Annotated in this window: 14 protein-coding genes; 6 read left to right on the forward strand and 8 right to left on the reverse strand. The window is 74.4% G+C overall.

Annotation, left to right across the window (positions count from 1 at the left end; all coding sequences use genetic code 11):
• Positions 1-5: 5 nt before the first annotated feature.
• Positions 6-710, reverse strand: a complete 705-nt coding sequence (locus ACFWJX_RS14860; RefSeq protein WP_383241988.1) for a hypothetical protein — start codon at positions 708-710, stop codon at positions 6-8.
• A 63-nt stretch (positions 711-773) separates the two neighbouring features.
• Here ACFWJX_RS14860 and ACFWJX_RS14865 point away from each other — a divergent pair, with 63 nt between their 5' ends.
• Positions 774-1,703 (forward strand): hypothetical protein, encoded by a 930-nt coding sequence (locus ACFWJX_RS14865; protein ID WP_383241991.1) that lies wholly within the window; start codon positions 774-776, stop codon positions 1,701-1,703.
• Here ACFWJX_RS14865 and ACFWJX_RS14870 read toward each other — a convergent pair.
• Positions 1,636-2,169, reverse strand: a complete 534-nt coding sequence (locus tag ACFWJX_RS14870; protein WP_094102913.1) for a sigma-70 family RNA polymerase sigma factor — start codon at positions 2,167-2,169, stop codon at positions 1,636-1,638. The two genes, ACFWJX_RS14865 and ACFWJX_RS14870, sit on opposite strands and share 68 nt — an antisense overlap.
• Positions 2,170-2,491: 322 nt before the next feature.
• Here ACFWJX_RS14870 and ACFWJX_RS14875 point away from each other — a divergent pair, with 322 nt between their 5' ends.
• A complete protein-coding gene (locus tag ACFWJX_RS14875) occupies positions 2,492-3,508 on the forward strand; it encodes an aspartate-semialdehyde dehydrogenase (RefSeq protein ID WP_383241994.1) in 1,017 nt (338 codons plus the stop codon).
• Here the strand turns inward: ACFWJX_RS14875 and ACFWJX_RS14880 are convergent, their stop codons facing one another.
• Positions 3,509-4,015, reverse strand: coding sequence for a DUF1203 domain-containing protein (locus tag ACFWJX_RS14880; protein ID WP_383241996.1), 507 nt, complete (start codon positions 4,013-4,015; stop codon positions 3,509-3,511).
• 132 nt (positions 4,016-4,147) lie between these two features.
• Here ACFWJX_RS14880 and ACFWJX_RS14885 point away from each other — a divergent pair, with 132 nt between their 5' ends.
• Positions 4,148-5,341 (forward strand): RNA polymerase subunit sigma-70, encoded by a 1,194-nt coding sequence (locus tag ACFWJX_RS14885; protein WP_383241999.1) that lies wholly within the window; start codon positions 4,148-4,150, stop codon positions 5,339-5,341.
• A gap of 82 nt (positions 5,342-5,423) precedes the next feature.
• Here ACFWJX_RS14885 and pepN read toward each other — a convergent pair whose 3' ends face one another.
• Together pepN and ACFWJX_RS14895 are read right to left on the reverse strand one after the other, a co-directional pair.
• Positions 5,424-7,991 carry an aminopeptidase N gene (gene pepN / locus ACFWJX_RS14890; RefSeq protein WP_383242002.1) on the reverse strand — a complete coding sequence of 856 codons (2,568 nt, stop codon included), beginning with the start codon at positions 7,989-7,991 and terminating at the stop codon, positions 5,424-5,426.
• 31 nt (positions 7,992-8,022) lie between these two features.
• Entirely contained in the window at positions 8,023-8,958 is a 936-nt protein-coding gene (locus tag ACFWJX_RS14895; RefSeq protein WP_383242005.1) for an EamA family transporter, read from the reverse strand.
• A 116-nt stretch (positions 8,959-9,074) separates the two neighbouring features.
• On the opposite strand from ACFWJX_RS14895, the gene ACFWJX_RS14900 reads away from it, so the two are divergent.
• Positions 9,075-9,578 carry a MarR family winged helix-turn-helix transcriptional regulator gene (locus ACFWJX_RS14900; protein WP_383242008.1) on the forward strand — a complete coding sequence of 168 codons (504 nt, stop codon included), beginning with the start codon at positions 9,075-9,077 and terminating at the stop codon, positions 9,576-9,578.
• A 410-nt stretch (positions 9,579-9,988) separates the two neighbouring features.
• Here the strand turns inward: ACFWJX_RS14900 and ACFWJX_RS14905 are convergent, their stop codons facing one another.
• The 3 genes from ACFWJX_RS14905 to ACFWJX_RS14915 all read right to left on the reverse strand — a co-directional run bounded on the left by ACFWJX_RS14905 (position 9,989) and on the right by ACFWJX_RS14915 (position 12,630).
• Complete coding sequence (locus ACFWJX_RS14905) at positions 9,989-10,270, reverse strand: hypothetical protein (protein ID WP_383242011.1); 282 nt, start codon at positions 10,268-10,270, stop codon at positions 9,989-9,991.
• Between the two features lie 77 nt (positions 10,271-10,347).
• A complete protein-coding gene (gene malQ / locus ACFWJX_RS14910) occupies positions 10,348-12,417 on the reverse strand; it encodes a 4-alpha-glucanotransferase (RefSeq protein ID WP_383242013.1) in 2,070 nt (689 codons plus the stop codon).
• Positions 12,418-12,630, reverse strand: coding sequence for a hypothetical protein (locus ACFWJX_RS14915; protein WP_383242016.1), 213 nt, complete (start codon positions 12,628-12,630; stop codon positions 12,418-12,420).
• A gap of 281 nt (positions 12,631-12,911) precedes the next feature.
• On the opposite strand from ACFWJX_RS14915, the gene ACFWJX_RS14920 reads away from it, so the two are divergent.
• Positions 12,912-13,508 (forward strand): RNA polymerase sigma factor, encoded by a 597-nt coding sequence (locus ACFWJX_RS14920; RefSeq protein ID WP_383242019.1) that lies wholly within the window; start codon positions 12,912-12,914, stop codon positions 13,506-13,508.
• Complete coding sequence (locus ACFWJX_RS14925) at positions 13,505-14,695, forward strand: zf-HC2 domain-containing protein (RefSeq protein ID WP_383242022.1); 1,191 nt, start codon at positions 13,505-13,507, stop codon at positions 14,693-14,695. Before ACFWJX_RS14920 ends, ACFWJX_RS14925 begins: the two co-directional genes overlap by 4 nt.
• The last annotated feature ends 17 nt before the right edge of the window (positions 14,696-14,712 follow it).

Genomic DNA, 14,712 nt, shown 5'->3' on the forward strand with positions numbered 1-14,712 from the left:
CTCGCTCATTCGCAGACCGTGCCGCTCGCCTCGGGCAGCGCGCGCGCCAGCGCCGAGCGCTCGGCGGCGATGTCGGCCTCGCCGACCGCCCAGACGTCGGGGACCTCGGACCCCCGTACGAAGCCGACCAGGACGTGGTCGCCCTCCGCGACAAGCGGGTCCATGTCCCGCTCCATCACGAACTCGACCTCGTCCTCCGCCGACGCCTCCGGCTTGTGGAAGCGGGTCACGTGCAGGGTGACGCGCTCGCGGGAGGTGCCGCGCACCGGGGCGACGTCCGTGACGTCCCCCTCGACCACCAGCCGGGCGCAGGCCAGATAGCCGGGATCACCGAGAGGGCTGTCCGGGGCGCCGGACGCGGCGGACTTCTCGTCGGTGACCGCCTTGTCGGCACCGCTGGACGAGCCGATGTCGCTCGCGTCCCCGCTCACCTGGCCGAGCAGCCATCCGCTCCCGACGACCAGCGCGCCGGCGGCGGCCACCCCGGCCGTCTTCAGGACCAGCGGGAACAGACGCCGCCGCGACGGCCGCAGCGGAACGACCACCGGTCGCCGCACGGCTGCCTCCGGCGGCCGGGTCAGGGCGTCGGCGAGGACGCCCAACTGCTCGCGCAGGAGGTCCACGTCGGCCGTCGCGGCCCGGTGCCCGGCCAGGAAGGCCGGGTCACTGCGGGCCTCCACGGACAACGGCGCACCCAGGAGGGCGGCCATCAACGGGTCCATGCCACCGTCACTGCCGTCGCTCCCGTCACTGCGGTCGCTTTCACCGCCGCCATGGCCGCCATGCCCGCCATGCCCGCCGTGACGGTCATCGCCGTCCCGGCTGTCGTGGCCGTCGTCGTGCTCGCGACTCTCGTTGCCGTCGCGGACCTCCCGGCCGCCGCGGGCGACGTAGCCGTCGAGGGCCTCGCGACCGTCCCGACTTTCGTACCCACCGCGGGCATCACGACCCTCGTAGCCGTCGCAGGCCTCCCGGCCGTCCCCGCCGCCGCGGGCATCGCCACCGACCCGGCCGTCGTGTCCGTCACCGGCCTCCTGACCCACGTTGCCGTCGCGGACCTCCCGGCCGCCGCGGGCGACGTAGCCGTCGAGGGCCTCGCGACCGTCCCGGCTTTGGTAGCCACCGCGGGCATCACGACCCTCGTAGCCGTCGCAGGCCTCCCGGCCGTCCCGGCCGCCGCGGGCATCGGCACCGACCGGGCCGTCGTGTCCGTCACCGGCCTCCTGACCCTCGTTGCCGTCGCGGACCTCCCGGCCGTCGCGGGCCTCCCCCGCCTCGCCGGCCTCGCGCGCATCCCGGCCATCGCCAGCTCCGCCGGCCTCTCGAGCCTCGCCGCCGTCGCGGGCATTCCAGCCGTCGCGGTCGTTCCAGCCGTCGCAGGCCTCTCCGCCATCCCCGGCCCCGCGCGCCTCCCGTGCCTCCCGCGCCTCGCGGGCCTCCCTGGCCTCCCCCGCCTCGCGTGCCTCCCCGGCCTCGCGGCCATCGTCAGTCCCGTCGGCATCCCGGCCGCCGTAGCCGCCGCGGGCCTCCGGGCCCTCGCGGCCATCCCGGCCATCCCGGCCATCCCGGCCATCCCGGCCATCCCGGCCATCCCGGCCATCGTCATAGCTCTCGTGTTCGTGTTCGGCGGTCATGTCACACCACCTCGTCCTCGTGCAGGCGGGTGCGCAGGGCGCGGACCGCCGTGTGCAGGCGGCTCTTGACCGTGCCCTCGGGAACGCCCAGTTCCTCGGCTATCGAGCGCACCGGGAGGTCGGCGTAGAAGCGCAGGACGACCACCTGGCGCTGGGCGTCGGGCAGGTCGTCGAGGCCCTGGGCGACGGCGAGGGAGAGCACGCTGGTGTCCTCGCCGGAGGGGTGCTCGTGCTGGCGCAGGGAGGCCAGCCGTTCGCCGAGGCGTTCCTGGCGGCGCTTGGCGCGGTGCCAGTCCATGGCGAGGTTGGAGGCGACGACGGCCGCCCACGCCGAGACGTCCCGCGGCGCCTCGTCCCCCTTGGCGGCACGTTCCAGCAGCCGCAGGCGGACCTGCTGCACCCCGTCCGGCAGGTCCGCCTGCGGTACCCCGCCGAGCGCGAGCACCGCCCGCACCCGGCGTTCCTGCGCCGCGTCCAGGGGATCACCGTGCGCGGTGTCCTCCCCCGGTCCGCGGCGGGCCTTTCTGCGCAGCACAGACACCCGTCCCCTCCCCGCGTCACCTCTACGACGCCGTAGCCCGCGGAAACGTTCGGCTCGGCGCCGGGAAATCGTTCGGAGGCGTACGTCACACCGCCGCGCCCGGCAGCACAGCTTGCGGCAGCAAGCCCTCGCCGGGCGAATTCCTCCAGCTCAGCGCGGGTGTGGACGGAGTTCCGGAATATCGTGGAGGCCCGGGGTGTCCCAGCCCTCGGGCATGCCGGCCAAAGGATTGGACAGGCGGGGCCATGTCGGCCGCATCATGGAAACGCCTGGGCCAGGCAATACGCACGTGGAAGCACAGACAGAGGGAGTCGCCGTGAGGGTCGGAATCGTCGGAGCCACCGGTCAGGTCGGCACGGTCATGCGCAGGATCCTCAAGGAGCGAAACTTTCCGGTCACCGAGCTGCGCCTGTTCGCCTCGGCCCGTTCGGCGGGGACCGAGCTGGACGGCGTGACGGTCGAGGACGCGTCGACCGCCGACTACACCGGCCTCGACATCGTGCTGTTCTCCGCCGGTGGCGCGACCTCGAAGGCGCTGGCCGAGAAGGTCGCCTCGCAGGGCGCGGTCGTGATCGACAACTCCTCCGCCTGGCGCCGGGACCCCGAGGTGCCGCTGGTCGTCTCCGAGGTGAACCCGCACGCGATCGCGAACCGCCCCAAGGGCATCATCGCCAACCCGAACTGCACCACGATGGCCGCGATGCCGGTCCTCGCGCCGCTGCACGCGGAGGCGGGCCTCGAAGCCCTCGTGGTCGCCACCTACCAGGCGGTGTCCGGCTCCGGTCTCTCGGGCGTCGCGGAGCTGCACGGCCAGGCGCAGAAGGTCGTCGCCGAGGCCGACAGGCTCACCCATGACGGCGAGGCCGTCGACTTCCCGCAGCCGCAGGTCTACAAGCGGCCCATCGCCTTCAACGTCATCCCGCTGGCCGGTTCGATCGTCGACGACGGCCTGAACGAGACGGACGAGGAGCAGAAGCTCCGCAACGAGTCCCGCAAGATCCTGGAGATCCCCGCGCTGAAGGTCTCCGGCACCTGTGTGCGCGTCCCGGTGTTCTCGGGCCACTCCCTCCAGGTCAACGCCCGTTTCGCCCGCCCGATCAGCGCCGAGCGCGCCACCGAGCTGCTCGCGGACGCCGACGGCGTGGTCCTCACCGACATCCCGACCCCGCTCCAGGCGGCCGGCAAGGACGCGTCGTACGTGGGCCGCATCCGCCAGGACGAGACCGTGGACAACGGCCTCGCCCTGTTCGTCTCCAACGACAACCTGCGCAAGGGCGCGGCCCTGAACGCGGTGCAGATCGCGGAGCTGGTGGCGAAGGAGCTGAAGGGCTAGTCAGCCCCTGGTGACCTCGTAGAGGTAGCAGCCGTACTCGACGGCCCGGACGTGGACGAATGCCACGGCCGGGTCGTCGAACGCTTCCCGGAAGGCCCGCGTGAACGCCTCCGGCGAGGGGTCCTCGACGAGCCGGCCGCCCAGGATGCGGCCCTCGGCGGAGTAGCGGCGGACCGTGCGGTGCGCGTTCGCGAAGGGCAGGGTCCCGCCGTCCGGGCCCGGGTCCGGGCACGGGTCGGCGTGGACGAAGACGGGGCCCTGTTCGTCGTAGGCCCCGGGGTCGGTGCGCGTCGTGGCGGCCCAGCGGCGCAGGGGGGCGTACGAGACGAGGGCGATCCGCTCTCCGGGCGTGCTGCGGCGCAGGCAGCAGCGCAGCGGGGCGCGGCCCTCCTCGTCGGTGAACGGCGTCGTGGGGCGTCCGGCGTCGTCGGTGACGCGGAGTTCCGCCAGGGCGCCGGGGGCGATGGGACGGGCGGTGTACGGCGGGGTCGCGGTGGTGGTCGTCATGCGTTCCAGGTTCACGCGTCGCGGGCCGTCCCACCGGCGGGTTCCGGACATCGCGCACATCTCACCGTCCCGGTCTGCCGGGGTCGTGATCCGGCGTACGGTCGTCTCGATCTCAACTTTCTGGAGGTGAGCGTGGCCTCGACCGACGCAGGGTCCCGCCCCGGCGGTGAGGTGACCGTGGAGGGCCTCATCGACGGCATCGGACGCGGGGCGGCGGAGTTGACGCCCGGCGAGCCCGCCGCGCTGTACGCCGGGGTGGCCGAGCTGACGGCCTCCGTGGACCGGCTGCGGCGGGTGGCCCGGACGGCACGGGACGCGGCGGCGGACGACAACCAGGGGTACGGCGAGCCGGACGCCGGACCGCCCGAACTCGCCCTGCCGGAAGCCGCTTTCGCCGCGCTCACCGAGACGCACCGCCGTGCGGTCCTGGTCCACTGCTACCGCATGACCGGCTCCTTCGACGACGCCCTGGATCTCGTCCGGGAGACCTTCCTGCGGGCCTGGCGGGCCCGGGACACCTTCCGGGCCGGGGCGAGCGTGCGGACCTGGCTGTACCGGATCGCCACCAACGCCTGCCTCGATCTGCTGCGCCGCACCGCGCGCCGCCCCCACGACTACGCGCCGCTGCCCGGCACGGACCGCCGCGCCGGTGAACCGCCCGCGCGCGTCACCTGGCTCCAGCCCTACCCGGACGACGAGTTGCCGGAGGCGGCCGGGGACACCGTCGGGCCGTACGGCACGCTGGAGTTGCCGCTCCTCGTGGCGTTGCAGCATCTTCCGCCCCGGCAGCGGGCCGCGCTGATCCTGCGGGACGTGCTGGGGCTGAGCCTCGCCGAGACCGCCGAGACGCTCGACCTGACGCCGGTCTCGGTCGACGATGCCCTGCGGCGGGCCCGGCCCGCCCTGCGCGACCTGCTGCCGGGCGGGCGTACACAGGGGCCGGCCGAGGGCGAAGCGGCGCTGCTCGCCCGGTACACGGCCGCCGTCGAGGCCCTCGACCTGGCCGCGCTGGGCGGGCTGCTCGCCGACGACGTGCTGCTCACCGCGCCGCCGAACCCTTACTGGTGCCGGGGCCGGGACGCCGTCCTGGCCTTCCTGCGGCCGAGCCGGGACCCGGCCTCCACCGCCTTCCCGGGCCACTGGCGGCACCTGCCCGCCCGCGCCAACGGGCAGCCCGCGGCCGGGGGTTACCTCCGCCGGCCCGGCACGAACGTGTACCGCGCCCAGGCGCTCGACGTGCTGCGGGTCGAGGACGGCGGGATCGTGGAGATCACGTCCTTCGAGCCGCATCTCTTCCCGGCCTTCGGCCTGCCCCTGCGGCTGTGAACGCTCCCCCGGCACGGCGAAGGGCGCCCGGCCGGACACCGGGCGCCCCTCACCACCGTACGACCCGTACGGACGACTGCCGCTAGCGCGCGTCCGCCGCCTGGGCCTTCAGGGCGCGCTCCACGCCCGAACGGGCCTCGGAGACGAGGCGGCGCAGGGCCGCGTTCGGCTCGGCCGAGGTCAGCCAGGCGTCCGTCTTGCGCAGGGTCTCCTCGGAGACCTGGACGGCCGGGTAGAGGCCGATCGCGATCTGCTGGGCGATCTCGTGCGAACGGGAGTCCCAGACGTCCTTGACGACGTCGAAGTACTTGTCCGTGTACGGCGCCAGCAGCTCACGCTGGTCCGTCTGCACGAAACCGCCGATGACGGCCTCCTGGACGGCGTTGGGCAGCTTGTCGGACTCGACGACCGACGCCCACGCCTCCGCCTTGGCCTCCGCCGTCGGACGGGCGGCACGGGCCGTCGCCGCGTGCCGCTCGCCGGCCGCGGTCTTGTCGCGCTGGTACTCGCCGCCGATCTCCGCCTCGTCGAACCGGCCGACCGCCGCGAGGCGCTGCACGAACGCCCAGCGCAGCTCCGTGTCGACGGCGAGGCCCTCGATCGTCTGCGTGCCCTCCAGCAGCGCCTCCAGCAGGTCCAGCTGCTCCGGCGTACGGGCCGTGGACGCGAACGCCCGTGCCCACGCCAGCTGGTGGTCGCTGCCCGCCTCGGCGGTCCGCAGGTGCGCCAGCGTGGCGTCGGTCCAGCGGGTCAGCAGCGCCTCGCGGGCGGCCGGGTCGGCGTACAGGTCGATCGCGAGCTTGACCTGGCGGTGCAGGGACTGCACGACACCGATGTCGGACTCCTTGCCGATGCCGGACAGCACCAGGGACAGGTAGTCACGGGTGGGCAGTTCGGCGTCGCGGGTCATGTCCCAGGCGGACGCCCAGCACAGGGCGCGCGGCAGGGACGCCTCGAAGTCGCCGAGGTGCTCGGTGACGAAGGCGAGGGACTGCTCGTCGAGGCGGACCTTGGCGTACGACAGGTCGTCGTCGTTGAGCAGCACGACGTCCGGCCGCCGCTTGCCGACCAGCTGCGGTACGGCCGTCAGCTCGCCGTCCACGTCCAGCTCGACGCGCTCCCCGCGCACCAGCTTGCCGCTCGCCTCGTCCAGGTCGTACAGGCCGACGGCGATGCGGTGCGGCCGCAGCGTCGGCTCGCCCTTGGCTCCGGCGGGCAGCGCGGGGGCCTCCTGGCGGATCGCGAAGGAGGTCACGACGCCGTCCGCGCCGGTCTCGATCTCGGGGCGCAGGATGTTGATGCCGGCGGTCTGGAGCCACTTCTCCGACCAGACGCCCAGGTCGCGGCCGGAGGTCTCCTCCAGCGCGCCCAGCAGGTCGGACAGGCGGGTGTTGCCGAACGCGTGCCGCTTGAAGTAGGCCTGCACGCCCGCGAAGAACGCGTCCATGCCGACGTACGCCACGAGCTGCTTCAGGACGCTGGCGCCCTTGGCGTAGGTGATGCCGTCGAAGTTGACCAGGACGTCGTCCAGGTCACGGATCTCGGCCATGATCGGGTGGGTCGACGGCAGCTGGTCCTGCCGGTACGCCCAGGTCTTCATGGAGTTGGCGAACGTCGTCCAGGAGTGCGGCCACCGGCTGTCCGGGGAGTACGCCTGGCAGGCGATGGAGGTGTAGGTGGCGAACGACTCGTTCAACCACAGGTCGTTCCACCACTCCATGGTGACGAGGTCGCCGAACCACATGTGGGCCAGCTCGTGCAGGATCGTCTCGGCCCGCACCTCGTACGCCGCGTCGGTCACCTTGGACCGGAAGACGTACTGGTCGCGGATGGTGACCGCGCCCGCGTTCTCCATCGCGCCCGCGTTGAACTCCGGCACGAACAGCTGGTCGTACTTCTTGAACGGGTACGCGTAGTCGAACTTCTCCTGGAACCAGTCGAAGCCCTGCCGCGTGACCTCGAAGATCGCGTCGGAGTCGAGGAACTCGGCGAGCGAGGGCCGGCAGTAGATGCCGAGCGGCACGCTCTGCCCGTCCTTCTCGTACACGCTGTGCACGGAGTGGTACGGGCCGACGATCAGCGCGGTGATGTAGGTGGAGATCCGCGGGGTCGGCTCGAACACCCAGACGTCGTCCTTGGGCTCCGGCGTCGGCGAGTTGGAGATGACCGTCCAGCCGCTCGGCGCCTTCACCGTGAACTGGAAGGTCCCCTTGAGGTCCGGCTGCTCGAACGAGGCGAAGACGCGGCGGGCGTCCGGCACCTCGAACTGCGTGTACAGGTAGGCCTGCTCGTCGACCGGGTCGACGAACCGGTGCAGCCCCTCGCCGGTGTTGGTGTAGGCGCAGTCGGCGACGACGCGCAGGACGTTACGGCCCTCCAGCAGGCCGGACAGGGCGATCCGGGAGTCGGCGAACACCTCGTCCGGGTCGAGGGCGTCGCCGTTGAGCGTCACCTCGTGGACGGTCGGCGCCACCAGGTCGATGAAGGACTCGGCGCCCTTCTCCGCGACGTCGAAGCGCACCGTGGTCACGGACCGGTAGGTCCCGCCCTCTTGCGCACCGGACAGGTCGAGATCGATCTCGTACGAGTCAACGGTGAGCAGCTTCGCCCGCTGCTGCGCCTCTTCGCGAGTCAGGTTTGTGCCAGGCACGCGGTCATCTCCTCGTTATGTGTCGGTTGCGTCATCCTTCCACGGCGGCACCGCGTCGGGCGACGACCTTCTCCGGCGCCTCCCGGCGGCCGTCCACGGTCGCGGTGACCTCGGTACGGCGCGGGGCGAGCTGTCCGGCCACCGTCGCGCCGAACGCCAGCGCCATCCCGGCAAGTTGCAGGGCGCTCAGTGCCTCGCCGAGGGCCGCCCAGCCGACCACGGCGGCGGTCAGCGGGGAGAGCGGCGCGAGGAAGGTGACCTGGGTGGCGCTGAGCCGGCCGATCCCGCGGAACCAGAGCCAGTACGCGACCGCGGTGCCCGCCAGGGCCAGGTAGAGGTAGCCGCCGACGGCCGCGCCGTCCAGGGCGGGCGGGGCGCCCTCGACCAGGAAGGCGAGGGGCGCGATGAGCAGGCCGCCGATGGTCAGCTGCCACCCGGCGAGCGCCAGCGGGCCGACTCCGGCGGGGGTGCCCCACTTCTTGGCCAGGACGAGACCGGCCGACATCGAGGCCGTGGAGGCGACCGCCGCCAGCAGCCCGACCGCGTCCAGTCCCCCGGTCGCCTTCAGCACGACCAGGCTGACGCCGAACACGGCCACCACCCCGGTCAGCAGGGTGCGGGCGGCGGGCCGCTGACCGAGCAGCAGCGCCGAGAGCCCGACGACGAACAGCGGTCCGGCCGAGCTGACGACGGCCGCCATGCCGCCGGGCATCCGGTACGCGGCGAGGAACAGGAGGGGGAAGAAGGCGCCGATGTTGAGGGCGCCGAGCACCGTCGCCTTCCCCCACCAGGCGCCGCGGGGCAGCACCCGCACGAGGGCGAGCAGCAGCAGGCCGGCCGGCAGTGCGCGCATGAGGGCGGTGAACAGTGGGCGGTCGGCCGGGAGGAACTCGGTGGTGACGGCGTAGGTGGTGCCCCAGGAGAGGGGGGCGAGGGCGGTGAGCAGAACGGTTGCGGCCCGGTTCATGACCGGCACCCCTCTCGGGCGGGGAAGATTACTTGTAAGTGATTAGCTTAGCCCTAAGCAACTTGCCGTCAAGCTACTTTCTTGCGGGCGACCGGAAGCGGGCGGATACTCCCCGCATGAGTGCACAGCACAAGGACCCCGTCGACGCGATCGTCGAGCAGTGGGCGGCCGAACGGCCCGACCTCGACACCACCGCCATGGAGGTCTTCGGCCGCGTCTCCCGGCTCGCCCGCGCGATGGGCGACCGCATGGAGAAGGCCTACGCGGGCCTCGGCATCTCGCGCGGCGAGTTCGACGTGCTGGCCACGCTGCGCCGCTCCGGCGAGCCGTACGCCCTCTCGCCCCGGCAGTTGTCGGCGACGCTGATGCTCACCACCGGCGGCATGACCGGCCGCCTCGACAAACTGGAACGGGCCGGGCTCCTGCGCCGCTCCCCCGACCCGCACGACCGCCGGGGCCTCCGGGTGACCCTCACCGAGCAGGGCCTGGCCGTGGTCGAGGAGGCGGTCGGCGCGGGTCTCGCCGTCCAGACGGAGGCCCTGACCGCGGCCCTGGACCCCGAACGGGCCGGCCAGCTGGCCGGCCTGCTACGAGAGTTGCTGCTCGCGACGGAGCAGTAGGCGCCGGAGGTCACCGACGGCGGGCATCGACGGCCGGCACCGACAGCCGGTGGCTCGGCCGACGTGCGCGGCGAGCGCCGCCTCGATCGCCGCGGGCCCGGCGCCGTCCGCCGCCCAGGGCGACGTACCGGCCTGGCGTTCGTCGCCGTGGAAGCGCGACGTCCAGCGGGCGTCGTGCATCCCGACGTCGCGGCCGAGGGCCGGCCGGGTGACTGCTCGACCTCGTCGAGACCGAGGGGCTCGCTGTCGGCCGAAGTGCGCGAGGGCGACCGTGGGTGCGGCGAGGGGCGGCCGGCTCCCGCCTCAGGGGCCGTACGACGCGCGAGGGCGCCGTCTCCGACGTCGTGCGGCGGTGTGCGCGTACGACGGTCGGGGACGGCGCCCTCGGAAGGTGTGCCGAGCGGGAAGGGTCAGCCGGTCTTGGCGGCCTCGCCCTTCACCGTGATGTTGGAGCTGGTGGTGTCGCCGCGGTCCTTCGAGCGGTCCAGCACCCACACCAGGCCGGCGATGCCCACGAACAGGGCGATGGGCGCCACCACATAGAGGCCCAGCGTCTCGACGACGCTGAGGCCCTGACCGGGGTCGTCGCCGTCGTCGCGGGTCAGCGCGAGCGCGGGGGACGACATGAGCAGCATCATCAGCGTCGTACCGGCAGCCAGGGCGCCGGCGCGCAGGGCGTTCTTCGTGTCCACGGTGCCAAGTTAGCGAACCGTCTTCGGGCGCGCGCGTCCGGGGTGCCGTACGAGGCACCGACGTCCCCGGCCCCCCGTCACTCCCCCTGCCGCAGCACCTCCATCAGCGCGTGCAGTCTCGGGGACGCCGCCAGTTCCTCCAGCGTCACCGGCCGGCCCTCGGCGTCCGCGATCGGCAGGCGCCAGTTCGGGTACTGGTCCCAGGTGCCGGGGAGGTTCTGCGGGCGTCGGTCGCCGACGGTGTCCGGGAGCCAGACGCCGATCATGCGGGCCGGGGTGCGCAGCAGGAACCGGTGGACGGCCTGGATCTCGGCCTCCTCCGAGGAGGTGTCGGCGCCCCCGCCGGCGCCTTGGAGGAGGTCGAGCCGGGAGAGGAGGTCGAGCCACTCGCCGGTGTCGGCGGCGGCCTCCGCGCGTTCCTCCTCCAGCGGGCGGTTCAGCAGCTCCAGCCGGTCGCGGAGTTCGACGTGTTCACCGGTGAGGCGGGCGGCGGTGGAGGGCAGGTCGTGGGTGGTGGCGGTGGCGAGGCAGTCGGCACGCCATCGGTCGGGGGCCAGCGGGCGGCCGTCGCCGTCCCAGTCACGCTCGAACCACAGGACGGAGGTGCCGAGCACCCCGCGTTCGCGCAGGGCCTCGCGCACTCCGGGCTCCACGGTGCCGAGGTCCTCGCCGATCACCACCGCGCCGGCCCGGGAGGCCTCCAGGACCAGGAGGGCCAGCATGGCCTCGGCGTCGTAGCGGACGTAGGTGCCCTCGGTCGGCGGTTGGCCCTGGGGGACCCACCAGAGCCGGAACAGGCCCATCACGTGGTCGATGCGCAGGGCGCCGGCGTAGCGGAAGAGGGCGCGCAGGAGGCGGCGGTACGGGTCGTAGCCGGACTCGGCGAGGCGGTCGGGGCGCCACGGGGGCAGGCCCCAGTCCTGGCCGCGGGCGTTGAAGGCGTCCGGGGGCGCGCCGACCGACATGCCGGTCGCGAGGTGGTCCTGCTGGGCCCAGGCGTCGGCGCCGCCGGGGTGCACGCCGACCGCGAGGTCGTGCACGATCCCGAGGGGCATGCCCGCCTCGCGCGCGGTGCGCTGGGCGGCGGTGAGCTGGGTGTCGGTGAGCCAGGCGAGCCGGGAGTGGAAGTCGACGCGGTCCATCAGCTCCAGGCGGGCGCGGGCGGTCTCGGCGGAGCGCGGGTCGCGCAGCCCCTCCGGCCACCGGTGCCAGTCGGAGCCGTGCACCTCGGCCAGCGCGCACCAGGTGGCGTGGTCCTCCAGGGACTGCCCCTCGCGGGCGAGGAAGTCGCAGTAGGCGGCGCGCCGGCCCGGCCCGAGCGGCACGGCGGCGATCAGCTCCAGCGCCTCCCGCTTCAGCTCCCACACCGCGTCCCGGTCGATCAACGCCCCCTTGTCGAGGACGGTTTCGCGCAGCCGCGCGGCCCGTTCCCGCAGCCCGCGCATCCGCTCGGGGTCGGTGACGTACGCGAACTCGGGGACGTCCTCGATCCGCAGGTGCACCGGGTCGGGGAAGCGGCGCGAGGAGGGCCGGTACGGGGAGGGGTCGGTGGGGGCGCCGGGCACGGCCGCGTGCAACGGGTTGACCTGCACGAACCCGGCGCCCAGCGCCCGTCCGGCCCAGCCGGTCAGCTCGGCCAGGTCCCCGAGGTCGCCCATGCCCCAGGAGCGGCCGGACAGCAGCGAGTAGAGCTGGACGAGGAGGCCGTACGAGCGTCCGTCGGGCGTGGGCAGCCGGGGCGGGGCCACGACCAGGTGGGCGCGGGCGGTGCGGCCGTCGGGCGCGGTCGCGGTCACTGTGTGGACGCCCGGCGGGAGTTGGTCGAGGGAGGCGCGGACCTCACCCTGCTCCGTCTCGATCAGCAGGCGGGTGCCCTCGGGGAGGGCGGCGAGGGCGTCGGGCCCGTCGCCGCCGCTCCAGCGGACCACGGTCGGCGGCAGCAGGCGCCCGGCCAGTTCGCGTTCCCGGTCGGCCAGCGCGGCACGGGTCGCCTCGGGGGTGCCCGCGTCCACGCCGAGGGCGGCCAGGGCGCGGGTGACGGCGGCGGCCGAGGCGGTGACCGTGCGGTCCGGGGAGGGCCGGAAGGAGACGGCGACGCCGTGCAGGGCGGCGAGCCGGGTGAGGTCCTCTCCGAGGGGTTCGGTCATCTACGGCCTCGTGAAGTCGGAGTCCGCGGCGGCGAGCGGCGGTTCGCTGGTGAGGGGCTCGGCGTCGGGCAGCGGGGGTTCGCTGGTCAACGGGGCCTCGGCACGGGCGCCCTCCGCGCTGCACACGTACAGGTGGGGTTCCTCGGTGTAGGCGGACGGCGCCGCCGGGCGTTTGGAACGGTCCGGGAGCAGCTGGTGTGCCGATGCGACCACGGTGGCCTCCTTGTCGGGGACGGCGCCTTCGCAGGGTGCGCGGCGGCGTCGTACGGCGCCGGGCGGCGCCTGACGGTGTCTGGCGGGTTACCGCAAAGCCCTACCCAGCGGGCGCGGCCGCAGACGTCCCCGTATCGGACAACACGCATCTCGTCACATTCCTCACCCTGACATTCTCCCCAATCAGGGGTGATTACGGCAGACCGCGCGCCGTTCGGTTTCCGGCGTGAACCGTCGGCGCCGGGCCGGCCGACAGAGAGGGTGTGAGACTGTTCCGCCCCATGAGGGGCCACGGGGAGGGCGACACGGACGCGGCGCTGCTGCGGTCCGTCGCCGACGGGGACGCCCGCGCCCTGGCCACGCTGTACGACCGGCACGCCGGCTGGCTGCACGCCCGGCTCACCCGGCGCTGCGCCGATCCCGAGGTGGTGCGGGAGGTGGTGCAGGACACGTTCGTGACCGTGTGGCGGTCGGCGGCCGGACACGGCGGCGGGGAGGCCGGCGGCTGGCTGTGGACCATCGCCGCCCGGCGGCTGGTCGACGCGCGGCGGGTCCAGGAGCGCGCCGCGCGGATCGAGACGGCGCCGATGGACACCGACCGGGTCGAGCGGGCGCCGGCGGCGGCCCTGCCGTCCGCGGAGGACCGGGTGCTGGCCGGGCTGGAGTTCGGCGACATCGGCACCGCCCTCGACCGGATCTCGCCCGAGCTGCGGGAGGTGCTGCGCGCGACCGTCGTCGACGGGCTCACCACCCGCGAGGCGGCCCGGCTGCTCGGCATCCCCGAGGGCACCGTCAAGACCCGCGCGATGCGCGCCCGCGCCGAACTGCGCGTGGCCCTCGCCCAGTTGAACCCGACCCCGGCGGGAGGCCCGGCATGACCCAGCCCCGATGGCACGCGACCGACACCCTGGCCGCCCGCTACGCCGACGGCACCCTCCCGGAGTCCGACGCCTGGTCCCTGGAGAAACACCTGGAGCACTGCACGTCCTGCGCGACCCGCGTGTCCCACGCGGTGCGGGCGGGGACCGCGGGGGCGGTGCTGCGGGAGGTCCGGGAGGCGGTGCTCCGGGAGGCTCTGTCGCAGGAGGCTTCGGGCTCGGCGTCGGCCGAGGCGAGCGGGGCCGTGCTGCCGACGACGCCCGCCCCCGCGCGCGCCCCGGCGCGGGTGCGAGAGGCCGCCCTGCCGGCGGCTCTCCCGTCCGTTCCGGGCGCGGCCCGGCAAGCCGTCCGGTCGTCGGCGGCCGGGGCACCCGCCGCGCGGAGGGGGCCCGCGAAGGCCCCGGTGCCCCGGCCGACCGTCGACCAGCCCGGCACCACCCGGCCGGACGCCCCCGCGCGGCCCACCCCCAGCGCCCCCACCCCCCGCGCCCGCCTCTGGTCCTCCCGTACCTCCGGCCGGTTCACCGTGCCCCGAGTGTCCGGAATCCCCGGAACCGGCCGTTTCCCCCGTCTCGGCCGTGTCCTGTGGGCCGCGGGTCCCGCCGTGCGCGGTGCCTGGTCCGTCGCCGTGCTGGTCGTGGCGCTGGGGGCGGTCGCGCTGGGGTACGGGGCCGGGGTGGCCGGGGCACGGCCGTTGCTCCTCGCCCTCGCGCCGGCCGTCCCGGTGCTCGGGGTGGCCCTGTCGTACGGGCCGCACGCCGACCCGGTGCACGAGATCGCCGCGGCCTCGCCCGCCGGCGGGCTGCGGCTGCTGCTGACCCGGACGGTCGCCGTCCTGCTGGTCAGCCTGCCGCTGCTGACGCTGGCCGGACTGCTGCTGCCGGGCTCGGGGGCGCCGGGCGCGGCGGCCTGGCTGCTGCCGGGCCTCGCGCTGACGCTGGCCTCGCTGGCCCTCGCCGGGTACGTCGGCCCCCGGGCCGGCGCGGCGGTGACCGGCGGGGGCTGGCTGTGCGCGGTGCTCGCCCCGGCCCTGGTCTCGCCGTCCGGCGCCCCACTGGCCCGGCTGGCCGAGCAGCTCTCCGCCGTCCTCGCCGGGCCCCTCGCCCAGGGCGCCTGGGCGGCCGCGGCCGTCCTGTGCGCCGCCGCGCTGGGCGCCCGCCGTTCCGTGTACGACCGGTTGCCCTGAGCACGCCCGCTCACCGA

Origin of the sequence: Streptomyces sp. NPDC058335, from assembly GCF_042723915.1 — a bacterium.
In the GTDB taxonomy this organism is placed as follows: domain Bacteria; phylum Actinomycetota; class Actinomycetes; order Streptomycetales; family Streptomycetaceae; genus Streptomyces.